At 69.8% G+C, this 21,466-nt stretch carries 20 protein-coding genes and 1 pseudogene; 8 read left to right on the plus strand and 13 right to left on the minus strand.

What is annotated here, in order from left to right; genetic code table 11:
• Window positions 1-2: 2 nt before the first annotated feature.
• Together G4D87_RS04935 and G4D87_RS04940 are read left to right on the plus strand one after the other, a co-directional pair.
• Window positions 3-2,336, plus strand: a complete 2,334-nt coding sequence (locus G4D87_RS04935; RefSeq protein WP_163779458.1) for an acyl-CoA dehydrogenase family protein — start codon at window positions 3-5, stop codon at window positions 2,334-2,336.
• A gap of 63 nt (window positions 2,337-2,399) precedes the next feature.
• Window positions 2,400-2,912, plus strand: coding sequence for an ester cyclase (locus G4D87_RS04940; RefSeq protein WP_163779460.1), 513 nt, complete (start codon window positions 2,400-2,402; stop codon window positions 2,910-2,912).
• 10 nt (window positions 2,913-2,922) lie between these two features.
• Here G4D87_RS04940 and G4D87_RS04945 read toward each other — a convergent pair whose 3' ends face one another.
• Complete coding sequence (locus G4D87_RS04945) at window positions 2,923-3,549, minus strand: hypothetical protein (RefSeq protein ID WP_176408778.1); 627 nt, start codon at window positions 3,547-3,549, stop codon at window positions 2,923-2,925.
• Between the two features lie 147 nt (window positions 3,550-3,696).
• Between G4D87_RS04945 and G4D87_RS04950 the strand changes: the two genes are divergently transcribed.
• Window positions 3,697-5,133 (plus strand): M48 family metalloprotease, encoded by a 1,437-nt coding sequence (locus tag G4D87_RS04950; protein ID WP_163779464.1) that lies wholly within the window; start codon window positions 3,697-3,699, stop codon window positions 5,131-5,133.
• Window positions 5,134-5,177: 44 nt separating this feature from the next.
• Here G4D87_RS04950 and G4D87_RS04955 read toward each other — a convergent pair whose 3' ends face one another.
• Window positions 5,178-6,005 carry a hypothetical protein gene (locus G4D87_RS04955; protein ID WP_240358019.1) on the minus strand — a complete coding sequence of 276 codons (828 nt, stop codon included), beginning with the start codon at window positions 6,003-6,005 and terminating at the stop codon, window positions 5,178-5,180.
• A 131-nt stretch (window positions 6,006-6,136) separates the two neighbouring features.
• Between G4D87_RS04955 and G4D87_RS04960 the strand changes: the two genes are divergently transcribed.
• The gene (locus tag G4D87_RS04960; protein ID WP_163779466.1) at window positions 6,137-6,604 is read left to right on the plus strand and encodes a DUF3293 domain-containing protein; all 468 of its coding nucleotides are present in this window, start codon (window positions 6,137-6,139) and stop codon (window positions 6,602-6,604) included.
• Here the strand turns inward: G4D87_RS04960 and G4D87_RS04965 are convergent.
• The 4 genes from G4D87_RS04965 to G4D87_RS04980 all read right to left on the minus strand — a co-directional run bounded on the left by G4D87_RS04965 (window position 6,580) and on the right by G4D87_RS04980 (window position 9,714).
• Window positions 6,580-6,999, minus strand: coding sequence for a hypothetical protein (locus G4D87_RS04965; RefSeq protein ID WP_163779468.1), 420 nt, complete (start codon window positions 6,997-6,999; stop codon window positions 6,580-6,582). The genes G4D87_RS04960 and G4D87_RS04965 overlap by 25 nt on opposite strands.
• A 145-nt stretch (window positions 7,000-7,144) precedes the next feature.
• Complete coding sequence (gene clpP / locus G4D87_RS04970; RefSeq protein ID WP_140795382.1) at window positions 7,145-7,756, minus strand: ATP-dependent Clp endopeptidase proteolytic subunit ClpP; 612 nt, start codon at window positions 7,754-7,756, stop codon at window positions 7,145-7,147.
• A gap of 105 nt (window positions 7,757-7,861) precedes the next feature.
• Entirely contained in the window at window positions 7,862-9,262 is a 1,401-nt protein-coding gene (fumC, locus tag G4D87_RS04975) for a class II fumarate hydratase (RefSeq protein WP_163779470.1), read from the minus strand.
• Window positions 9,263-9,360: 98 nt separating this feature from the next.
• Window positions 9,361-9,714 carry a PspC domain-containing protein gene (locus G4D87_RS04980; protein ID WP_240358020.1) on the minus strand — a complete coding sequence of 118 codons (354 nt, stop codon included), beginning with the start codon at window positions 9,712-9,714 and terminating at the stop codon, window positions 9,361-9,363.
• Window positions 9,715-9,964: 250 nt separating this feature from the next.
• On the opposite strand from G4D87_RS04980, the gene aceB reads away from it, so the two are divergent.
• From aceB to G4D87_RS04995, 3 genes are all read left to right on the plus strand, one after another.
• The gene (gene aceB, locus G4D87_RS04985; RefSeq protein WP_163779475.1) at window positions 9,965-11,590 is read left to right on the plus strand and encodes a malate synthase A; all 1,626 of its coding nucleotides are present in this window, start codon (window positions 9,965-9,967) and stop codon (window positions 11,588-11,590) included.
• A gap of 57 nt (window positions 11,591-11,647) precedes the next feature.
• A complete protein-coding gene (aceA, locus tag G4D87_RS04990; protein WP_163779476.1) occupies window positions 11,648-12,934 on the plus strand; it encodes an isocitrate lyase in 1,287 nt (428 codons plus the stop codon).
• Window positions 12,935-13,112: 178 nt separating this feature from the next.
• Window positions 13,113-13,520 (plus strand): hypothetical protein, encoded by a 408-nt coding sequence (locus tag G4D87_RS04995; RefSeq protein WP_176408783.1) that lies wholly within the window; start codon window positions 13,113-13,115, stop codon window positions 13,518-13,520.
• A gap of 3 nt (window positions 13,521-13,523) precedes the next feature.
• Here the strand turns inward: G4D87_RS04995 and G4D87_RS05000 are convergent, their stop codons facing one another.
• From G4D87_RS05000 to G4D87_RS05025, 6 genes are all read right to left on the minus strand, one after another.
• Window positions 13,524-13,766: a hypothetical protein gene (locus tag G4D87_RS05000; RefSeq protein ID WP_163779480.1), complete on the minus strand. Its 243-nt coding sequence runs from the start codon at window positions 13,764-13,766 to the stop codon at window positions 13,524-13,526.
• A 67-nt stretch (window positions 13,767-13,833) separates the two neighbouring features.
• On the minus strand, window positions 13,834-14,172 hold the full coding sequence (locus G4D87_RS05005) for a hypothetical protein (protein WP_163779482.1): 339 nt from the start codon (window positions 14,170-14,172) through the stop codon (window positions 13,834-13,836).
• A 111-nt stretch (window positions 14,173-14,283) separates the two neighbouring features.
• A complete protein-coding gene (locus G4D87_RS05010) occupies window positions 14,284-15,567 on the minus strand; it encodes a TIGR04013 family B12-binding domain/radical SAM domain-containing protein (RefSeq protein ID WP_163779484.1) in 1,284 nt (427 codons plus the stop codon).
• 71 nt (window positions 15,568-15,638) lie between these two features.
• Entirely contained in the window at window positions 15,639-17,222 is a 1,584-nt protein-coding gene (locus G4D87_RS05015; RefSeq protein ID WP_163779486.1) for a serine hydrolase domain-containing protein, read from the minus strand.
• 208 nt (window positions 17,223-17,430) lie between these two features.
• A complete protein-coding gene (locus tag G4D87_RS05020) occupies window positions 17,431-18,009 on the minus strand; it encodes a hypothetical protein (RefSeq protein WP_163779489.1) in 579 nt (192 codons plus the stop codon).
• Window positions 18,010-18,809: 800 nt separating this feature from the next.
• On the minus strand, window positions 18,810-19,787 hold the full coding sequence (locus G4D87_RS05025; RefSeq protein WP_176413546.1) for a heparin lyase I family protein: 978 nt from the start codon (window positions 19,785-19,787) through the stop codon (window positions 18,810-18,812).
• A 367-nt stretch (window positions 19,788-20,154) separates the two neighbouring features.
• Here G4D87_RS05025 and G4D87_RS05030 point away from each other — a divergent pair, with 367 nt between their 5' ends.
• Entirely contained in the window at window positions 20,155-21,180 is a 1,026-nt protein-coding gene (locus G4D87_RS05030) for an arginine N-succinyltransferase (protein ID WP_163779493.1), read from the plus strand.
• A gap of 9 nt (window positions 21,181-21,189) precedes the next feature.
• Here G4D87_RS05030 and G4D87_RS05035 read toward each other — a convergent pair.
• Window positions 21,190-21,466: pseudogene (locus G4D87_RS05035) on the minus strand (transglutaminase domain-containing protein); the annotation flags it as partial.

Consider the following 21,466-nt stretch of genomic DNA (forward strand, 5'->3'; position numbering starts at 1 on the left):
CCATGGTGGATGACACCCGTCCGACAGCCCACGAGCTTCTGTCCCTTCCTCGCCTCGCGCCGCTCGTGCCCATGCTGTACGTGGCCTGGACGGACGGGGAGCTCACGTCGGAGGAGCTTCGCGCCATGGGCTCCGCCGCCCGCGAGCAGCCCTGGCTCGACCTGCGCGCCAACGCCGTACTGGCGCGCTGGCTGGACCCGCTGATGCCGCCCAGCCCCGGGGAGCTGGCCCAGGTGCGCGAGCACATCCGCCGCACCGCGGAGCGCCTGTCCCACAGCGAACACAACAACCTCGCCGAGCTGGGCGCGCGGCTCGCCCAGGTGGGCAACGGCGACGAGGCCCTGCCCGCCCCCATGCCGGAGCTGACGCGCGCGCTGGCGCAGCTGGAGGCGTCCCTGGGCGTCTCCGGCAGCGAGGCCGTCCGCTCGCTCGTCCCCGCCGCCTCGCCCAGCCGCACCCACGAGGGCACGCCCACCTCCTTCGACCCGGAGGCCCTGCGCGCGGTGCTGGACCGCACGTACCCGGAGACGCGCGCCCAGGTGCGCCAGTGGCTGGCGGACCCGGCCTTCCGCTACACGGACACCCGCGACACGACGAAGTACCGCGACCAGGTGCTCGCCTGGCTCAAGGCCATGGCCGACCAGGGCCTGGGCCGCATCGCCTTCCCCGCGGGCAAGGAGGCGAGCGCGGACCTGGGCGCCTTCGTCACCGCCTTCGAGACGATGGCCTATTTCGACCTGAGCCTCGTCATCAAGGCCGGCGTCCACTTCGGCCTCTTCGGCGCCAGCATCCTCTTCCTCGGCACCGAGAAGCACCACCAGAAGTACCTGCCCCAGGTGGCCTCGCTGGAGCTGCCCGGCTGCTTCGCCATGAGCGAGCTGGGCCACGGCTCCAACGTCCGGGACGTGGAGACGGTGGCCCGCTACGACGCGGAGGCCGGCGAGTTCGTGGTGCACACGCCGACGGAGACGGCGCGCAAGGAGTGGATTGGCAACGCCGCGCGGCACGGCCGCATCGCCACCGTGTTCGCCCAGCTCGAGGTCGGCGGCAGGGCGCTGGGCGTCCACGCGCTGCTGGTGCCGCTGCGCGACCCGGCCGGCAAGGTGCTGCCCGGCGTTCGCATCGAGGACTGCGGCGAGAAGATGGGCCTCAACGGCGTGGACAACGGCCGCATCTGGTTCGAGCACGTCCGCGTCCCGCGGGAGAACCTGCTGGACCGCTTCGGACAGGTGAACGCGCAGGGCGAATACACCAGCTCCATCACCGGCGACTCCAAGCGCTTCTTCACCATGCTGGGCACGCTGGTGGCGGGCCGGGTGAGCGTGGCCGCCGCGGCGCTGAGCGCGGCCAAGAGCGGGCTCACCATCGCCGTGCGCTACGGTGACTTGCGGCGCCAGTTCGGCCCCGCGGGCGACAAGGAGTTCCGCCTGCTGGACCACCAGGCCCACCAGCGCCGCCTGCTCAAGCCCCTGGCCAAGACGTACGCGGTGGACTTCGCGCTCGAATACCTCGTCGAGCGCTACGTGAAGCGCACCGAGGAGGACGCGCGCGAGGTGGAGTCCCTGGCGGCCGGCCTCAAGGCCTACAGCACCTGGCACACCACCGCCGTCCTCCAGGAGGCGCGCGAGGCGTGCGGCGGCCAGGGCTACCTCGAAGCCAACCGGCTGGCCGCGCTGAAGGCGGACACCGACGTGTTCACCACCTTTGAAGGCGACAACACGGTGCTGATGCAGCTGGTCGCCAAGGGCCTGCTCACTGGCTACAAGCAGCGCTTCGAGGACGACCGCGTCTTCGCCGTGCTGAAGCTGCTGGCCGACCGGGCCACCACCGTGGTGGACCGCAACCCCTTCGCCGCGCGGCGCACCGACAGCGACCACCTGCGCGACAACGACTACCACCTGCGCGCGCTGCGCTTCCGTGAAGAGGAGCTGCTGGCCACCGTGTCCAAGCGCCTCCGCAAGCGGCTGAGCGCGGGCGTGGAGGCCTTCGAGGCCTTCAACCAGGTCCAGGTCCACCTGCTGGAGCTGGCGCACGCCCACGTGGAGCGGCTGGTGCTGGAGCAGTTCCTCAAGGGCGTGGCCGACGTGAAGGAGCCCGGCCTGAAGACGGTGCTGGGGCGCCTGTGCGACCTCTACGGCCTGTCCTGCCTGGAGTCCGCCAGCGGCTGGTTCCAGGAGCACGGGTGGTTCGAGGCCGCCAAGGCGAAGGCCATCCGCAAGGAGGTGACGCACCTGTGCGCCGAGCTGCGCCCGGACGCGGTGGCGCTGGTGAACGCGTTTGGAGTACCGGACACCTGCCTGGCCGCCCCCATCGGATTGGGCCACCTGTCGCCATGAGGTGAACGTTTGAGGCAGGCGGCACTGCCCGCCTGCCTGCCCCATGCGCAGCCTCAGGGGGCCATGACACGACACACGACGATTCTATTGTTCGCCCTCGGGTGGCTGTCGGGCTGCGCCACGCTGTCTCCCGTGGAGCGCGCGGCCGCCCTGGAGGCCCAGAACAAGCAGCGGGTGCGGCAGCTCACCGAGGAGCTCTACAACCTGCGCAAGCTGGACCGCATCCCGGAGTTCATCGCCGAGGACTTCGTGGACCGCTCCCAGGGCGCGCCCCTCAACGCGGTGGGCCCCGCCTTCATCCGCCAGCAGGCGGAGGCCAGCTTCCAGACGTTCCCCGAGCTGAAGTTCGACATCCTCCACCTGGTGGCGGACGGCGACCTGGTGCTGGTGCACTGGAAGGCCACCGGCCCGGACCCCCAGCAGGTGGACGACGCCGGCGAGCCCCAGCCCCTCCTGCTGCACGGGCACTCCCTGTACCGCCTGCGCGACGGCATGGTGGTGGAGTCCTGGGACATCTCCGACCGCCTGTCACCGCTGCTCCAGCGGGGCTACAAGGTGGTGCCGCCCACGCTGTAGCCGTGTCGGCTCAGCCGCCGGGCGCGCGGAACACCGCGCCGTCCTGGCCCTCCACCACCAGGCTGGCGCCATCCGACGGCGACACCCGGAGCGCCACGCGCGGCAGCCCCTTGCGGTCCCTCAGCACCAGACCGGGAGCGCCATGCTCGTCCGCACCCAGGATGGCCCGGGGCCGTCCGTCCGCGTCCGACAGCTCCAGCCGCGACGAGCCATCCACCTGGAGGCCCACCGCGAACAGCTCCCCGCCGCCGGGCTTGGACAGCGTCAGGCGCGGCGCCTCGTCGGAGTACACCATCAGCTCCGCCAGCGACTGGCCGTCCGCGGTGGAGAAGCGCAGCCGGGGCGAGCCGTCCTCGCCCACCCCCAGCAGCGCCCGCGGGCGGCCCTGGCCATCGCGCAGCACCAGGCCCGCGTTGCCCTGCGCGTCGGTGTCCAGCGTGGCCCGCGTCTGGCCGCGCGCGTCCGTCAGCACCAGCCGGGAGGCCACCAGCGTCCCGGAGGACACGTCTTCGCCCCGGAGCGCCGCCGCGCCCAGCCCCAGCCCCGCCAGCGCGAGCGCGGCGAACGTCAGCCCCTGCCACCGCCGGCAACTGCGCTCCAGCCGCGCCATCCGTGCTTCGAGCGACTCCGAATCCATTCGAACGCCTCCTCGCGAAGAGAAGCTAACGGAAGCGGGCCCGGTGCGCGCGCCCGACTGTCCAGCAGTGACGGCTCGCCCACGCCCGCCGTGGTCGCATGGCCGCCGCTGACCTATCTGCGCCTCCACCCCTACCAGGAAGGTCCCATGACTTCACGACTCCGGCTGCTGCCGCTGCTGGCCCTGCTCTCGCTGACCACCTGCGTGCGCAACCCCGCCACCGGCAAGCGCATGCTGTCGCTCGTCTCCCAGGATGACGAGATTGCCCTGGGCAAGCAGAGCGCGGAGGAGGTGCGCGGGTCCATTGGCCTCATCCAGGACCCCAAGGTGCAGGACTACGTCGCCCGGGTGGGCCTGCCCATGGCGAAGGCCTCCGAGCGGCCGGAGCTGCCCTGGACCATCCAGGCCGTGGATGACCCGGTGGTGAACGCCTTCGCCCTGCCCGGCGGGCCCGTGTTCGTGACGCGGGGCCTGCTCACCGCGCTCAACTCCGAGGCGGAGCTGGCCTCCGTGCTGGGCCACGAAATCGCCCACATCACCGCGCGGCACTCCGTGGAGCAGCTGTCCCAGGCGCAGCTCGCCCAGGCCGGCCTGCTGCTGGGCAGCGTGCTCAGCGAGGACGTGGCCCGCTTCGGGGGCCTGGCCGCCGCCGGCCTCCAGCTGCTGTTCCTCAAGTACGGCCGCGACGACGAGCGCCAGGCGGACGAGCTGGGCTTCAAGTACATGCTGGACGGCGGCTACGACGTGCGCCAGGCGGCCGACGTGTTCGCCACCCTGGACCGCGTGGGTCAGGCCGCGGGCGGGCAGAGCCTCCCCGCGTGGCTGTCCACCCACCCCGACCCGGGTGACCGCGTGAAGACGGCGCAGGCGCGCGCCGCCAAGGCCAACGTGGACTTCAGCCAGCTCAAGGATGGCCGGGAGGAATACCTCGCCATGCTCCAGGGCATGCCCTACGGCAACGACCCGCGGCAGGGCTTCTTCCGGGGCAACGTCTTCATGCACCCAGGCCTGCGCTTCCAGCTCACCTTCCCCCAGGGGTGGAAGACAGCGAACCAGCCGCAGCAGGTGGCGGGCATCAGCCCCCAGGAGGACGCCATCGTCGGGCTGGTGCCCACCGGCGACATCGCCCCGCGGGAGGCCATGCAGCGCTTCCTCGCGCAGGAGGGCATCCAGCCCGCGAGCGCCGCGCCCACGGGCTTCCCCCCGGGCGCCGCCTTCTTCCAGGCGCAGACGGAGCAGGGCGTCATCGCCGGCGTCACCGCCTTCGTGAGCCAGGGGGGCACCACGCTCCAGCTCCTGGGCTACACCGGCGCGCAGCAGCTCCCCGCCTACGAGGACGCCTTCCGCGCGACCTTCTCCAGCTTCAGCGAGCTGACGGATGCGTCGGCGCTGGCCGTCCAGCCCGCGAAAATCGAGCTGGCGAAGGTGACGTCACCCATGACGCTGCAGCAGTTCAACGAGCAGAACCCGTCCACCATCCCCCTGGAGGAGCTGGCCCTCATCAACGGCGTACAGCCCGGGGACACGCTGCCCGCGGGCCGCACGGTGAAGCGCGTGACGGGCGGGGTGCGGACCACTCCCTGATGAACCCTGCTCCGGCATGGGACGGCCGGAGCAGGGCGTGCCGCTCAGTGGTCGATGTCCTCGCCGCCACGATCAGACGCGCGGTAGCTGTCGTCGCGGTGGTCCGTCTCCTCCATGGCGCCAGGAGGGAGGATGTCGGGGCCGCGCCGGACCGGGCGGCCCGCGCCGAACAGGAAGCCCAGCTTGAACTGCGCGAAGCCGCCGTTGAAGCCCGCGATGGCCTCCGAGTCGGTGCCGGTGGAGCTCACCTCGCCCACGACGGGGAAGGAGAGACCCACTTCGGGCATCAGCCGGAAACCCTCCGTCACCCGCAGCGCGTAGCCCACCGAGGCGCCGACGCTGATGATGTTGACGGCGGCGCCGTCATTGCCCGCGGAACCGGCGACGCGCGTCCAGATGGCGCGAGGCCCCAGCACCAGCTCCGAGCCGCCCTTCGTCTTGAAGCCCACCAGCAGCGGGACGGCGACGTTCAGGTAGCTCGACGAGGCCGACTCGCCGTCGTCGCCCGTCCCCGTGCCAATCGACGCGCCAGAGATGGACGGCGCCAGGGAGATGGCCTTGACCGGGTCATTGGGCTGGGTCAGCAGGAACTTGCTCTGCAGCTCCGCCAGCGAGGACCCCAGCCGGACCCCCAGGTCCACGCGCTCCGACACGCCGTAACGAATCGCCAGGTCGAAGTGGGGCACGTACCCCGCCGCCGAAACACCTTCGTCATCCCCAAGGACGGCCGCGCCCATGACCCCCGGCTCGATGCCAACCTGGAAGCGGCCCGCCCCCAGCGTGTCCGCCGTCTGGACGTGACTCACCGACGCGCAGCCCGTCCCAAGCACACCTATCAATGCAGATACAGCAGCAACAGAGCGACGAAACATGTTCCCCTCCAGAGCCTCTCATTCCATACCGGAACGTGGCGGGGCATGGACGACGAACGGAATCGGACATTCACACTGAATCGTCCGAAACCCGATTTTTCCTGGCGGGGGCGCGACGCATCATGGACGGCATGAGCCCCCATGAACGCGAGCGACTGACGAAGGCCTACGCGGCGACGCGCTATGTCATCCGGCCCCACGCCTGCACCGGTGGCGTGGAGCAAATCCTGCGGGCGGGCGCCCTGCACCCCGCGCTGGACGCAGCCCTTGCGGCGCGCGGCCACCGGGAGTGGGCCTTCCTGACGGCGTGGAATCCCGGCTCACAGCGGCGCGGAGACGAGGAGAACCGCCGCGCACAGGAGCGGCTGATGGCGCAGCTCGTCGCGGGGGGCTGGGTGGTGGCGCCCGCGCTGGGCCAGGCGGATGACGGGAGCTGGTGCGAGCAGAGCCTCTTCGTCCCGGGCCTGCCACGCGAGGAGGCCGCGCGCTTCGGCCGCGCCTATGGACAGGTGGCGGTGCTCGTGGGGCGCGCCGGCACCCACGCGGAGCTGCTGTTCTGCGAGGATGCCCACGCTCAGGGAATGGGGCCCCGGGGCTGACCGGCCGCCGGGACGGGACCGCTGCCACCCAGGGCGGCGTCACCCGGGTTCTCCGGGATGACGTCCAGCTCGCGCGCGTTCGTCACCTGGCGCGTCAGCTCGTCGAACTCGACCTCCAGGAAGCGGCCGGGCTGGTCCGCGAGGCCGAAGCGGATGCGCCAGTAGTTGGGGCGTATCTCCACGGCCTCACTTGCCTCGGCGAGGACGACCGCGTTGTTGCGGGCGTATTCCTCACCGGCCTGGACCACGTCCCGGACGCCCAGCTCCGTCTGCACGGCGGCCGAGCTGGGCGGCACGGGCGGACGGCCGGTGGGCCCCGTCGCGCAGGCCATGGAGGCCAGGATGGCGCCGGGCAAGAGGAACCGGGGGACGATGCGAAATCGGATCGGCGTCATATGCCCATGTTGAGCACGCCGCGTGCCACCTGCAGGCAAGGAAGCCGGAAACGTCCAGTGCGGGACGTGCGTCCGGCGCGGCGCCTGAGTGGCACCCCGCCGGGAGCGCACCCCACCCCGGCAAACGTCCGGGGCGGAGAGGGCCCTACTTCGCCGGAGCGGGCGTCGGGGCGATGGCGCGCTGCTTCTCCACCACCTCGTCGATGAGGCCGTACTGCCGCGCGTCCTCGGCGCTCATGAAGTAGTCGCGCTCGGTGTCCTTCTCGATGCGCTCGACGGTGTGCCCCGTGTGCTTCACGATGAGGCCGTTGATGTAGCTGCGCAGGCGGAGGATTTCCTTGGCCTGGATGTCGATGTCCGTGGCCTGGCCCTGCGCGCCGCCCAGCGGCTGGTGAATCATGATGCGGCTGTTGGGCAGGGCGTAGCGCTTGCCCTTCGCCCCGGCCAGCAGCAGCAGCGCGCCCATGGAGGCCGCCTGCCCCACGCAGATGGTGGACACCGGACACTTCACGTACTGCATGGTGTCGTAGATGGCCAGGCCCGCCGTCACGGAGCCACCCGGCGAGTTGATGTAGAGGTTGATGCCCTTGTCCGGGTCCTCCGACTCCAGGAAGAGGAGCTGGGCGACGATGATGTTGGCCACGTCGTCGTTGACAGGCGTGCCCAGCATGATGATGCGGTCCTTGAGGAGCCGGCTGTACAAGTCGTACGCCCGCTCGCCGCGGTGCGTGGTCTCGATGACGAAGGGGACGTTCATGACGCCCCTACCCTAATCGCCCTTCCGCCGCCGCGCCCGTCCCTTCTTCCCGGAGCGTGCGCTGCCCCACGCTTCGACGCCGGGGCCCCCTGCCCCCCTGGGGGCCTACCCCTCGTGGCCCGTCATGTCCTCCGGGCGGACCCACGCATCGAACTGCTCGGGCGTGACGAGCCCCAGCGCCACGGCCGTCTCCTTGAGCGTCGTGCCGTCCCTGTGGGCCGTCTTCGCGATTCTCGCCGCGTTGTCGTAGCCGATGTAGGGGTTGAGCGCCGTGACGAGCATCAGGCTGCGCTCCAGGTTCTCCTGGATGCGGGGCCGGTTGGGCTCGATGCCCACCGCGCAGTGCAGGCGGAAGCTGCGCATGCCGTCCCCCAGCAACCGGCAGCTCTGGAGCAGGTTGTGGGCGATGAGCGGCTTGAAGACGTTGAGCTGGAAGTTGCCGGACGCGCCGCCCACGGTGACGGCGACGTCGTTGCCCATCACCTGGGCGCACAGCATGGTGAGCGCCTCGCTCTGGGTGGGGTTCACCTTGCCCGGCATGATGGAGCTGCCCGGCTCGTTCTCCGGGATGATGAGCTCCGCCAGCCCGGAGCGCGGCCCCGACGACAGCCAGCGCACGTCGTTGGCCACCTTGAAGAGCACCGCCGCCAGCCCCTTGAGCGCCCCGTGCGCCTGCACCAGCGCGTCGTTGGCGGCCAGCGCCTCGAACTTGTTGGGCGCGGTGACGAAGGGGTGGCCGGTGAGCTGCGCCAGCTCCTTCGCCACGCGCTCGGCGTAGCCCTTGGGCGCGTTGAGGCCGGTGCCCACCGCCGTGCCGCCCAAGGCCAGCTCCAGCAGGTGCGGCAGGGTGCGCTCCAGGTGGCCTTGCGCGTGCGCCAACTGCGCCACGAAGCCGCCCAGCTCCTGCCCCAGCGTCAGGGGGGTGGCGTCCTGCAGGTGGGTGCGGCCCACCTTCACCACGTCATGGAAGGCGCGGGCCTTCTGCGCGAGCACGTCGCGCAGCGCCTTCAGCTCCGGCAGCACGTGCTCGGTGAGGGCCGCCACGGCGGCCACGCTCATCGCGGTGGGGAAGACGTCATTGGAGCTCTGCCCCTTGTTGACGTCGTCATTGGGGTGGACCTTGCGGCCCTCGCCGCGCTCGCCGCCCAGCAGCTCCGAGGCGCGGTTGGCCAGCACCTCGTTCGTGTTCATGTTCGTCTGCGTCCCGCTACCCGTCTGCCAGACGCTCAGGGGGAACTCCGCGTCGTGCTGGCCGGCCAGCACCTCGTCCGCGGCGCGGATGATGGCCTCGCCCTTCTCCTTCGCCAGCGAGCCGTTCTCCACATTCACCTTCGCGGCGGCCTTCTTCACCAGCACCAGCGCGCGGATGAGGGCCAGCGGCATGCGCTCGGTGGAGATGGCGAAGTTCTGGAGGCTGCGCTGCGTCTGGGCGCCCCACAGCCGGTCGGCGGGGACGTCGATGGGGCCGAAGGTGTCTCTCTCGGTGCGGACGTTCGTCGTGCTCACGCGCGGGGCTCCTTGGAAAGAAAGGTGGCCCCTTCGAATAACAGGCCGGAGCCTTCAGGCAGGGCTCCGGCGTGCTTTTCATCGTTGGACGCTGAGCACTACACCCGGCGCTCGACGCGCGGCGTGCGCTCCGAGTTGCCCAGGCCGGCCAGCCAGTTGTACGTGCGCCGCAGGGGCGCGGTGCCCGTCGCCGACGGCGGCGTGAAGGCCCACAGCAGCAGGTACACCATCAGCGCGGTGCCCCCGGACACCGCCAGCGCCACCACGAAGCCCACGCGCACCAGCGCCGCGTCCACGCCCAGCTCCCGCCCCAGCGCCGCGCACACCCCCGTCAACAGCCGCCCGTCCACGCCCCGGTGCATCGGCTCCGTGCGCGCGCCGCAGCGCGGGCACCTCCGGACCTCCAGGCTCACTTCCTCCGTGCAGGTGGCGCAGCGTCTCTTGGCGTCCATCACGTCTCCCTTCCGGGGCGGCTCCCACTTGGCGTCCGTGGCCCCCATTCCTACCTACGCGCCCTGGTGCTCCCCATTGCATCCGCCCCTGGGGGGCGATTTGTTGATTTACAGATTTAACAAGTCGGCAGTTGACACAGTTACAGGCGAGCAGGCAAAGATTCACGCCGCACTTCCTTTCTGCACTCTCAGGACTCATTTTCCGAGCCGTCACATCAGATTTACAACGCGCCTAGCCAAAGGAGCCCAGATGTCGGACCAAGCCCCCGCTGTGAAACCCCCGGCCTTCGGACCGGGCGTGGTGGTGAAGGGGCCCTGGCACCCCGACTACGCCGAGGTCCTCACGCCCGAGGCCCTGGACTTCGTGGCGAAGCTGGTCCGCACCTTCGGTGAGCGCCGGCTGGCCCTGCTGGAGCGCCGCAAGGCCGTGCAGGCGGATTGGAGCAAGGGAGCGCGGCCCCACTTCCTGCCGGAGACGAAGGCCATCCGGGAGGGGGACTGGACGGTGGCTCCCCTGCCCGCCGACCTTCAGGACCGCCGCGTGGAAATCACCGGCCCGGTGGACCGGAAGATGGTCATCAACGCGCTGAACTCCGGGGCGAACGTCTTCATGGCGGACTTCGAGGACGCCAACAGCCCCACCTGGGACAACGTGGTGCGCGGGCAGGTCAACCTGCGCGACGCCGTACGCGGCACCATCTCCTTCACCGCGGAGAACGGGAAGCACTACGCCCTCAACCCGAAGCGCGCCGTGCTGTTCGTGCGCCCCCGCGGCTGGCACCTGCCGGAGCGGCACCTCGAAGTCGACGGCAAGCCCGTCTCCGGCTCGCTCCTCGACTTCGGGCTCTTCTTCTTCCACAACGCCCGCGCGCAGCTCGAGCGCGGCACCGGCCCCTACTTCTACCTGCCGAAGCTGCAGAGCCACCTGGAGGCCCGGCTGTGGAACGACGTGTTCCACCTGGCCCAGTCGGAGCTGGGCATCCCGCCCGGCACCATCAAGGCCACCGTCCTCATCGAGACGCTGCCCGCCGCGTTCGAGATGGACGAAATCCTCTACGAGCTGCGCGAGCACTCGGCCGGCCTCAACTGCGGGCGCTGGGACTACATCTTCAGCTTCATCAAGACGCTCCAGTCGGACACCCACGTCGTGCTGCCGGACCGCGGCCAGGTGACGATGGACAAGGCGTTCCTCAACGCCTACTCCCAGCTGCTCATCCAGACCTGCCACCGCCGCAACGTGCACGCCATGGGCGGCATGGCGGCCTTCATCCCCATCAAGGGGGACGCGGCGGCCAACGACGCCGTCATGGACAAGGTCCGCGCGGACAAGCTGCGCGAGGTCAAGAACGGCCACGACGGGACGTGGGTGGCCCACCCCGGCCTCGTGGAAATCGCGCGCGACATCTTCGACTCGCACATGAAGGGCCCCCACCAGCTCTCCAACAAGCGCGAGGACGTGAAGATTGGCGAGGCGGAGCTCCTCAAGGCGCCGTCCGGCACGCGCACCGAGGAAGGCCTGCGCCACAACATCCGCGTGGGCATCCAGTACACCGCCGCGTGGCTGGGCGGCCTGGGCTGCGTGCCGCTCTACAACCTGATGGAGGACGCGGCCACCGCCGAAATCTCACGCGCCCAGGTGTGGCAGTGGATTCACCACGGCGCCTCGCTGGAGGACGGCCGGAAGGTGACGCCCGCCCTCTTCCGCGACGCGCTGGGCGAGGAGATGGCCCGCCTGGACAAGGAAGGCGCGAAGGCGCGCTACGGCGCGGCCCACCTGGAGCGCGCGCGCGTGCTCTTCGAGCAGCTCTCCACCGCCGACACCTTCGAGGACTTCCTCACCCTGCCGGCCTACGACGCCCTGGAAGCCCAACGCTGAACCCTTCTCACCTTCGCGGCAGCAACCCACCACTTTTACCGTAGCGAGGAGCCCACGATGTACGACGCCACGCCGACGACCGCCGATGCTTCCCCTCACGCCAAGCTCCACGCGCAGCGTTTCGAGGGCATCAAGCGCAACTACACCCAGAAGGACGTGGAGAAGCTCCGCGGCTCCATCACCATCAGCTACACGCTGGCGGAGATGGGCGCCAAGAAGCTCTGGGAGCTGCTCCACACCGACGACTACATCAACGCGCTCGGCTCGCTCACCGGCAACCAGGCGGTGCAGATGGTGCGCGCGGGCCTGAAGGCCATCTACCTGTCCGGCTGGCAGGTGGCGGCGGACGCGAACTCCGCGGGGCAGATGTACCCGGACCAGAGCCTCTACCCGGTGGACAGCGTCCCCACCGTGGTCCGCAAAATCAACAACGCCCTGCGCCGCGCGGACCAGATTGACCACGCGGAGGGCCGCAAGGACCGCTACTGGTTCGCGCCCATCATCGCCGACGCCGAGGCCGGCTTCGGTGGCCCGCTCAACGCCTTCGAGCTGATGAAGGGCATGATTGAGGCCGGCGCCGCCGGCGTGCACTTCGAGGACCAGCTGGCCAGCGAGAAGAAGTGCGGCCACATGGGCGGCAAGGTGCTGGTGCCCACCAGCCACTTCATCCGCACCCTCTCCGCGGCCCGGCTCGCCGCGGACGTCATGGGCGTGCCCACCCTGCTGGTGGCCCGCACGGACGCGGACAGCGCCAAGCTGCTGATGAGCGACTCGGACGAGTACGACCACGCCTTCATCGACAAGAAGGCCGGCCGCACCGCGGAGGGCTTCTATCGCCTCAACGGCGGCCTGGACTGCGCCATCGCCCGCGGCCTGGCGTACGCGCCCTACGCGGACCTGGTGTGGTGCGAGACGAGCACCCCGGACCTGGCCCAGGCGAAGAAGTTCGCCGAGAGCGTCCGCGCGAAGTACCCGAACAAGCTGCTGGCGTACAACTGCTCGCCGTCCTTCAACTGGAAGAAGAACCTGGACGACGCCACCATCGCCAAGTTCCAGCGCGAGCTGGGCGCCATGGGCTACAAGTTCCAGTTCGTCACCCTGGCCGGTTTCCACGCGCTCAACTTCGGGATGTACGAGCTGGCGCGGAAGTACAAGGACCGCGGCATGGCGGCCTACAGCGAGCTGCAGCAGGCCGAGTTCGCGGCGGAGAAGGACGGCTACACCGCCACCCGTCACCAGCGCGAGGTGGGCACCGGCTACTTCGACCAGGTGGCCGAGGTCATCTCCGGCGGCAACGCCAGCACGCTCGCCCTGACGGAGTCCACCGAGGCCCACCAGTTCTAGGCGACGGCGCCTCCTGAAGTCCCAGGAAGGCCGCGGCTGACGGGGTGCACGCCCGTAAGTCCGCGGCCTTCGGGCGTTTTCGGCCTTTCGCGCAACTTCGCCGGCGGCCGGGCGATAATGGGGATTCGAGAGGTCCGACACGTGCGTGGTGCGCGTCGCGGGCCGAGACGGAGCCGCCATGACCCGCATCAACTCCTTCACCGGTCCGATGATTCAGCCCGCCACCACGCAGGCGAGCAGCCGCGCCGCGAGCACCGGCTTTGGCGCGCTGGTGAACCCGATGGCCCCGGCCAACCGGCCTGGGGATCCGCTGATGGTGTCGGGGGGCGCGGTGGTCGCCTCGGCGCTCGCCTCGGTGGGCGGCTCGCCGAACAACGGGATGCTGAACTCCTACCTCTCCGCCGTGGGCCGCGGGCCCATCTCCGAGGACGGCTCGCGCGCCCCGGTGTCCCAGGCCCCCGCGGGCTCGGAGCAGGCGCAGCAGGAGCAGGTCCTCATGGAGCTGGCGGAGATGTCCGCCGCCACGCTGTCCAACTCCATCCTGCACATGGGCAACAAGATGAAGGTGGACCTCGACCGGGAGTAGGGCTCAGCCCTTCTTCTTGTCGCTCTCCGCGTTGTAGGCGGCGCGCTGGCCGCGTTGCAGCTCCGGCCCCTTGCGCCACGGCAGGTCGACGTCGGTGCGCTGGCCGCCGTCCTGCTCGGTGATGTCGTTGAGGAACTCGGCGCGTCCCTCCGCGGGGACCTGCTCGCCGTCCGCCTCGGGGTCCTTCTGCTTCTCGGGGTCGAGCGGGATGCCCGCGCTCCGCTTGAGGTAGTCCTTGGGGTCCATGTCTCCAAAATGGAGACGCCCACCGTCCACGCGCAGGGAGCGGACAGCCGGGCGGGCCCGTGCTGGCTCAGTTGAGGTACTTGGGCCGGGGCGGCTCGGCGGGCTGCTGCTTCATCCGCTCCAGCCCCTGGCGGGTGAGGACGAAGCGGACCACGCCGGAGCCCCGCTCCGTCTCGATTTCCGCCTCGAAGGCCGGCCCGGCGATGCCGCCGAAGGACACGTCCTTGCGCAGGTTCACCACCCGGCCGCTCACCATGTCCCCGGCCACCTCCTTGGCGCCCTCTCCGCGCTGGTGCAGCTCGAAGGCCGCCTGGTGCAGCGTCATCGCCAGCGAGGGCGACAGCGGCTGGTTGCTGAAGAGGACGGAGATGAGGAGCCAGTAGGGAGGTGCCGGGTCGGTGGACATCGCGGCCTCATCCTAAGCGCCTGGCGCAGCGGAGGCCCGTGGAAGTGACGGCTCGGGCAGCTCGAAGCGGGCCAGCGCCTTCACGCCTGGCTTGCCCTTGCCGCCCTGCCGCTACCCCGCGCGTGGGCGGCGACGTGAGGCAATGCCCTCGGCCAGGGCGACCTGCTGCTTCCAGTGCCCATACAGGCGCCCCTGCGAGGCCAGCCGGTCCAGCTTGCGCTGGGTCGCCTCATCCACCGACCCGGGCGGCGCGTCCCGGAAGGGTGTCCCCGGCAGCGGCATGAAGGTATGCCCATGCACGCGCGCGCCCAGCCCGGCCAACTGCTCCATCAGCGCCACCGTGGCGTCCACGTCCGCGGGCTCCTCGCCGGGCAGCCCGAGGATGAAGTCCACGTTGGGCACGAAGCCACACGCCACCGCGATGCGGGTGGCGCGCACCACCGTCTCCACGTCGTGCCCGCGGCGCGTGCTCTGGAGGATGCGCTCGGAGCCGGACTGTCCGCCGATGATGAGGTTGTCGTTGTGGACGTAGCGCTTGAGCAGCGCCAGCGCCTCGGGCGTGACGTGCTCGGGGCGGACCTCCGACGGGAAGGTGCCGTAGTAGACGCGCCCATCGGGCGCCATGGCCTCCTTCACCGCGGCGAGCAGTGCCTCCACCGCGTCCAGGTTCACCGACTCGTCGGCGGTGCCGTAGGACATGGAGGTGGGCGTGATGAAGCGGAGGTCGCGCCGGCCCGAGCGCCGCAGCTCCCGCGCCCAGTGCGCCACGTTGGCCACGGAGCGGTGGCGGAAGCGCGCCTTGCTCATGAACGGCGTCTGGCAGAAGCGGCACGCGTAGATGCAGCCGCGCGTAATCTCGATGGCGCCGTACTGCCCGTTGCGCGCCGCGAAGGGCGGGAAGTCGTCGAGCTGCACGCCCTCCCCTCGGCCGTGCTGCACCAGCTTCCCGTCCTTCAGGTACGCGATGCCGTGCGTGTCACGAGGCTCCTCGCCCCGCAGCACCCGGCCGAGCAACGCGCGGAGGGAGTACTCACCCTCGCCCACCGCCACCAGGTCGAAGCCCGCCTGAAGCGTCTGGAGCGTCTCCGCCGTGGCATGCACGCCGCCGGCGATGCACAGCACCTCCCGCCCCTCCAGCCGCTCACGCACCCACGCCAGCTCCGCCGCCGCGGGGGCGAAGCTGGCCGAGTAGAAGGACCACGCGGCCACCACCGTGTCTCCCGCGTCCACGCGCTCGCGAATCGTGTCCAGCAGCGTCTCGCGGCTGCGCGGAAAGTGGAGCGTCACGTCCGCCAGCGCCGGGTCCGACTCCACGGCGCCCGCCAGCACGGTGAAGGCGTACTTGCCCGGGTACTGGTAGCTCAGGACGAGCGAAACACGGCGAGATGGCGACATGCTGGAAGGGCTTTATGCCACAGGGCCGACAGCGCGGACACACGAGCGCACCGTCGCGCCGCGCGCGCCTGTCAGGGCGAAGGCACCAGGGAGAGGGCCATCGCGTTGAAGGCAGGGAACTCCATGACGTCCGGAGGCACCCGCCCGTCCGGCACGGCCATGCGCACCACCACCAGGTCCTGCGCTGGCACCACCAGCAGGAGCTGCCCGAAGGAGCCGCGCGCGGAGTAGCCACGAGGCGCGCCCTCCACCTGCGTACGCAGCGGGACGCGGGCGCTCTTCTCCATGAACGCCATGACGCCCTTCATCCCGCCCAGCCGCTCGGAGAGCACCCGCATGAAGTCCCCGGAGGGAATCGGCTGGTCCACCACGTCGCGAAGGCGGGACAGCGCCGACTCGGGCATGCCGTTGCGGCGCGCCTCGTCCACCATGTCCTGGCCCAGCACGCGGAACGCCTTGTCGTAGACGAGCCACCACAACAAGCCCGCCGTGGGATTGTGGGCCTGCGATGGCGCCGCGGTGCACTCCTGAATCCAGGACTCGCTCAGGATGCGCTGGCCCTGCCAGACGCCGCGCTGGAGCATCAACTGGCCCACCTTCGCGAAGTCCACGGGGTGCAGCCGCAGGCCGGACATGCCCAGCGGGTTGCCGGACGGGTCCTTCTGCCAGAACACGTCGCGGATGCCGAGCGGTTCGAAGAGGCGCCGCATGAGATAGGCGTCCAGCTTCTCCCCCGAGGCGCGCTCCACCACGCCCGCGAGCAGGTTGGTCGCCTTGTTGTTGTAGAAGAACTGGCTCCCCGGCACGTCCACCACATGGGCGTCCAACGCGTAGCGGACGAAGTCTCGCGACTGGTAGATGTCCATCGCGTTGGCGTTCGCCGCCAGCCCCGAGGTGTGGCTGAGCAGGTGCCGCAAGGTGACCTTCCCCTTGAGGCCGTCCTTCCACTCCGGGAAGAAGGTGGAGACGGGCGCGTCGGCGGAGGCAATCTTCCCTTCGTCGATGAGCAGGCCAATGGCCAGCGCCACCACGCCCTTCGTCGCGGACATGGACTCGATGCGCTGCGTCTCGCCGCCGAAGTACCACTCGCCCACCCGCTTTCCATGGCGGAGCACCACCAGGGCCGACGAGCCCGCGTCCTCGGCCGCCTTCACGAAGGCCTCGAGCGCCGGCACCGACACCCCCGCCTCCGCGGGCGTCGCCTTCTCCAGCCCCGCCCCCACGTTGCCCTCGGCGCGCGCCTTCAGCGCGTTCTCCCGGGCCCGCGCCACCAGCGCGTCGTAGCCGGGCATCCGCCGCAGCGGCGCCAGGGACTTGTCGTGCAGCAGGTCGCCCGGTGAGTTCATCCCGCGTTCGACGGCGCGCTCCAGCCAGGTGAACGCCGCGGCATCGTCACCGGTGCCCAGCGAGGCATAGGCGGCATACCAGGCCACGTCGTCCGTCTGGTGGCCGCCGTCCCACAGTCGCTGCATCTCCGAAAGCGCGGAGTCGAAGCGCCCCGCCTCCATGGCCATGCCCGCCCGTTGCAGGGCCTCGCGGAACTGGGACTCAGGGTCCACGGGCGCCTGTGCCACGGGCGCTGGCGGCGTGACAGCCGGTGGCGAGTGAGCACAGGCCAGCAACGTACAGAGCGGAAGGAAGAGGCGGTATCGCATGGGCGCTCCAAGGGACGTGGTCTGTTCGGACAACGTTCCTGGAACACCGATATTGCACGGCACACGCGCCAGGGCGAGGGTCGAAGCAGGCGCCCACCCGGCGCACCCACTCCATGAACGCGACCTCGACGCGCGGCAAGCCCACGATGGGCGCCAAGCCGAGGAGAGGCGGGCCCGCAGCCCAGGGGGGACAACGCCCCCATCCACTTCACGAACCAATGACAAGGAAGGGATCGAAGTAGAAATACTCGACGGTCGCCCCGTCCCTCGTCAGTCCGAACACCAATCCGTATTGGAACTCACCGCTCACGTTGGAACTGATACCAAACGTGATGCACGGAAAGTAGCTGCGCGTCATGCTGGCCGTGAGGGCCTTGTCGATGAGCGGGTTGTTGGGCCAATTGCTCCAGGAAGGAGGCGTCTGCGTCCACCACGTGCCATTCTCGCCGAACGCGATGAAGTCAGGCACGGGGCCCGGATCCATGTCGATGGTGGGGATGTCGATGGGCCGCCTCAAGGCATCCATCATGTCCGAGTCCTGGAGCGGCTTGCCCTGTATCGAATGCGCGATGATGCCGTTGGGTGCGAGCTTCACGGACGTGAGGTGGTTCTTCTCCGCCGTGTAGATGCGGATGTTCTCCCCCTGCGCGACGGGCACCTTGTACTCGGCGCCTTGGGGCTTGCCGTTCAGGACGAACGGAGGATGCTCGACCGCGACCGCGGTGTTGACGGAGACCCCACCCTTGGGAAGTGAACTGGAATCAATCAGGAAGACAATCTTCGCCATGTACGCACCAGGTCTTTCGTGTGGTTGATGCCTATCGCTGCTGAACCCTCACATCGGATTCACGACAAGGAGCCCACCTCGTCTGGCGTCAGACAGAGCAACTCACATGCCAGCAACTGCCCGTCCCTTACACGTCTGAAGTTCACATGAAGGCTGGAGCACCGCCATGCGACTGACGCGTCAGCCGCTTTCGCCGCCACTCCGCGCCTGACGTGCAAGACACTGCTCCAGGCGCGCCCGAATCCGCCTCAACCACAGACGCGAATCCACCTCCATTCCAGCACCAACATATGGAACCAGGGGGAGGCTTGGACCCGCCCCATCCGGTCGTCACGTCCCGCGGCGAGGCGCAGGTGCGCGACGACGCACGACGGGATGGCTGCGTAGGAGAAACCCCTGAGGCCCTGGTTCCGGCCAGGCGGCCCTCACGAGGGACGTGACCGGCGAGTCCGCGGGGGCCTTCCCGCCGGACGACAGGCACGGTCCCGACCTGTCAGGTGATTGGATTGGCTGCTCACGCGCAGGGGGCGGACACGAGGCACTCCTGACACGTCAGGCGCGCCAGCCATGCGTCAGACTTCCAGGTGAGGAAGCATCGGCACCGTGAATCACCCGGACGTGCCACGTTGGGCCTCCCACTCGAACGAGAGCGGCGCACCGCCCCGGAGCCGGGCAGACCTTCTCCGGCAAGCCAACGTCGCCGGTGGGTACGAGCGCGCAAGACACGTAGGTCGAGACCCGCACCGCACACTTCCCCACGAAGGCGCGCGAGCCCATGGCCCGCGCGCCCCCCCATGGGCTCAGTGGCCGCGACGGCGGTAACCCGCCAGGCCCATCAGCCCCAGCAGCGCGAAGGCCGCCGCGGAGCCACCGGTGCTGCTGCACCCCGCCTGGGCCGCGACGCCCTCATCCGGGGAGATGCCTCCGGGCGGGGGCACGTTCGGCCTGGGCACCGTGCCCGCGTCCCGGTCCGGCGTGCCCGCGTCCGGCTGCGGCTCCTCGGCCCCACCCGCATCCACGGGGTCCGGGTCCACGCTGCCCGCGTCCATGGGTGAACCCGCGTCCATGGGAGCCCCCGCGTCCACCGGCGTCCCCGCGTCCACGGGAGGCGGCTCCGGCTCCGGCTCCTGTTCGAGCACGTCCGACAGCGCCGTCGCCTGCATGAAACCGTCGTGATAGACGACGCCCACCGGCCGCACCGTGTCGCTCCGGTAGAGGCCCAGCTTCAGGTAGTTGCGCTGCCCCGAGTACATCGTCATCGCGCCGCGCTTGGGCAGCACCAGTTCCTTGTTGTGCCACAGCTCGACGAAGCCCACCTTCGGGTCGGACGACCACTTCGCGTGCAGGATGAACTCGTGCCACACGCCGCGGGTGAGCTTCGTGCGCCAGGGAATCTCGCTGGTGCCGGGGAGCGACAGGCGAATCTCCTCCCCCTTCACGTAGAACTCCACCGGCGGCGAACCACAGCACCCGTCGTGGTGCCACTGGGTGAAGAGCTGCCAGGTGTCCACGCTGGGGAAGTCGTTCGCGAACATCACCTTCCAGCGGTAGTAGTACTCCGAGCCCACCGGCTCGTTGCTGATGTAGACCAGCTCGTTGCGATTCCCGCTGGCGTTGATGGGGTCGTCGCCCTGATACACCGTCGCCTTCAGCGCGTATTGGCCCTCGGCCACGGGGGACGTCACCACCTGCAGCCGGTTCGCGTTCACCATCTGCGCGCGGGAGTACTGCGAGCGGTCACCCGTCTCGAAGTCCCCCCGCCACACGACGCCTGCCATGGCGAGCCCGGGGACGCACCACATCACAAGCCATACGGGGACAAAGGCTCTCAAAATACATCCTCGCAAAGGTCTGGAATGCAACGACCGACACACCGTATCGCAAACCCTCCCCTGCTTCATTCCCCCGCCAAATCCTTCCCGCTGGTCCGGCAAGTGGGCAGGCGGGCATGCAAGGCCTTGAATGTTTCACGTCATGTTTCACGTCGAGCGCGAGGCGGCTTGCACACTCCGGGCGTCCTGGCAAGCCGTCAGCAACACGTCGCGTCATCAACACGCCGGCCAACCTTCAAGCTGACGGGCGGCAGGTGTGGGGTATGGTCCCCCCTTTCCGGCGCTCCACCACGGGGGCGTCCCGAGTGTCCCCATGCTTGTCCTGCGTGACGTCCAGAAGACCGACTTGCCCGGGCTGAAGAGGCTCGCGGCCGTGCTGAACACGGTGAACCTGCCGAACAACGAGGAAACGCTGTCGGCCATCGTGGACACGTCGGTGAAGAGCTTCGCGGGCAAGGTGAAGAACCCCTTCGAGCGCGAGTATCTCTTCGTGCTGGAGGACGTGCGCAACAGCCTCATCATCGGCACGTCGATGATCATCGCGCAGCACGGCACCTACGAGGCTCCGCACATCTATTACGAGGTGAGCGAGCGCGAGCACTACTCCGCCTCCCTCTCCCGTCACCTTCGCCACAAGGTCCTCTCCATCGCCTACAACTACGAAGGCCCCACCGAGGTGGGCGGCCTCGTCGTGGACCCGCCCTACCGCGCCACGCCGGACAAGCCCGGCAAGCAGCTGTCCTACGGGCGCTTCCTCTTCATCGCCATGCACCGGCGGCTCTTCCGCCCCCGCGTGCTGGCGGAGCTGCTGCCGCCGCTGCTACCGGACGGCCGCAGCCTCTTGTGGGAGGCCTGCGGCAAGAAGTTCACCGGCCTCACCTACCAGGAGGCGGACCGCCTCAGCCGGCAGAACAAGGAGTTCATCAAGGAGCTCTTCCCCGCTTCGGACATCTACGCGTCGCTCTTCCCCGCGCGCGTGCAGAAGGTGCTGGGCGAGGTGGGCCCGCAGACGCGCGGCGTGCAGCGCATGCTGGAGCGCATCGGCTTCAAGTACATGGAGCGCATCGACCCGTTCGACGGCGGCCCCCACTTCGAGGCCGACACGGCCGACATCTCCCTGATACGCAAGTACCGCACGCTCAAGGTGGCGGAGGAGGACTTCGACCTGGAGGGGGATGACGTCCTCGTCGCGGTGGAGAGTGAGACCGGCCGCAACCGCTTCCGCTCCGTGCGCTGCCACGCCCGCCTGGAGAACACCCAGGCCCTCCTGCCCGCGTGGGCCAAGGAGGTCCTGGACGTCCAGACCGGCGCGAAGGTGTCCATCATCCCCTTCGAGTAGCCCGCTGCCTCACGGCCGGCGCACCACCCGGTGCGCCCCGCGCAGCAGCGACAGCCACCGCGCCCCCGCCTCCAGCGCCGGGCCCTGCGCCTCCGCCAGGGCGATGGGCAGGTGCGTATTCGGTGACACCTCGTCCAGGGACGTCGGGTCCAAATCCAACGTCCCACCCGCCGCCAGCGCCACGCGCACCCAGGAGTGGGGGCGTGCCGGCCCGCCGTCCACCACCAGCAGCCCGTGCACCAGCGCCACCTTCACGCCCCGCGCGCGGGCCCCCGCGGCGAAGCGC

The organism is Myxococcus vastator (genome assembly GCF_010894475.1).
In the GTDB taxonomy this organism is placed as follows: Bacteria; Myxococcota; Myxococcia; order Myxococcales; family Myxococcaceae; genus Myxococcus; species Myxococcus vastator.

Excerpts from the sequence above, each read along its gene's own strand:
- G4D87_RS04935 (WP_163779458.1), top strand. The coding sequence starts at position 3 with ATGGTGGATGACACCCGTCCGACAGCCCACGAGCTTCTGTCCCTTCCT.
- G4D87_RS04940 (WP_163779460.1), top strand. The coding sequence starts at position 2,400 with ATGACACGACACACGACGATTCTATTGTTCGCCCTCGGGTGGCTGTCG.
- G4D87_RS04945 (WP_176408778.1), bottom strand. The coding sequence starts at position 3,549 with ATGGATTCGGAGTCGCTCGAAGCACGGATGGCGCGGCTGGAGCGCAGT.
- G4D87_RS04950 (WP_163779464.1), top strand. The coding sequence starts at position 3,697 with ATGACTTCACGACTCCGGCTGCTGCCGCTGCTGGCCCTGCTCTCGCTG.
- G4D87_RS04955 (WP_240358019.1), bottom strand. The coding sequence starts at position 6,005 with ATGTTTCGTCGCTCTGTTGCTGCTGTATCTGCATTGATAGGTGTGCTT.
- G4D87_RS04960 (WP_163779466.1), top strand. The coding sequence starts at position 6,137 with ATGAGCCCCCATGAACGCGAGCGACTGACGAAGGCCTACGCGGCGACG.
- G4D87_RS04965 (WP_163779468.1), bottom strand. The coding sequence starts at position 6,999 with ATGACGCCGATCCGATTTCGCATCGTCCCCCGGTTCCTCTTGCCCGGC.
- clpP (WP_140795382.1), bottom strand. The coding sequence starts at position 7,756 with ATGAACGTCCCCTTCGTCATCGAGACCACGCACCGCGGCGAGCGGGCG.
- G4D87_RS04980 (WP_240358020.1), bottom strand. The coding sequence starts at position 9,714 with ATGGACGCCAAGAGACGCTGCGCCACCTGCACGGAGGAAGTGAGCCTG.
- aceB (WP_163779475.1), top strand. The coding sequence starts at position 9,965 with ATGTCGGACCAAGCCCCCGCTGTGAAACCCCCGGCCTTCGGACCGGGC.
- aceA (WP_163779476.1), top strand. The coding sequence starts at position 11,648 with ATGTACGACGCCACGCCGACGACCGCCGATGCTTCCCCTCACGCCAAG.
- G4D87_RS04995 (WP_176408783.1), top strand. The coding sequence starts at position 13,113 with ATGACCCGCATCAACTCCTTCACCGGTCCGATGATTCAGCCCGCCACC.
- G4D87_RS05000 (WP_163779480.1), bottom strand. The coding sequence starts at position 13,766 with ATGGACCCCAAGGACTACCTCAAGCGGAGCGCGGGCATCCCGCTCGAC.
- G4D87_RS05005 (WP_163779482.1), bottom strand. The coding sequence starts at position 14,172 with ATGTCCACCGACCCGGCACCTCCCTACTGGCTCCTCATCTCCGTCCTC.
- G4D87_RS05010 (WP_163779484.1), bottom strand. The coding sequence starts at position 15,567 with ATGTCGCCATCTCGCCGTGTTTCGCTCGTCCTGAGCTACCAGTACCCG.
- G4D87_RS05015 (WP_163779486.1), bottom strand. The coding sequence starts at position 17,222 with ATGCGATACCGCCTCTTCCTTCCGCTCTGTACGTTGCTGGCCTGTGCT.
- G4D87_RS05020 (WP_163779489.1), bottom strand. The coding sequence starts at position 18,009 with ATGGCGAAGATTGTCTTCCTGATTGATTCCAGTTCACTTCCCAAGGGT.
- G4D87_RS05025 (WP_176413546.1), bottom strand. The coding sequence starts at position 19,787 with ATGGCAGGCGTCGTGTGGCGGGGGGACTTCGAGACGGGTGACCGCTCG.
- G4D87_RS05030 (WP_163779493.1), top strand. The coding sequence starts at position 20,155 with ATGCTTGTCCTGCGTGACGTCCAGAAGACCGACTTGCCCGGGCTGAAG.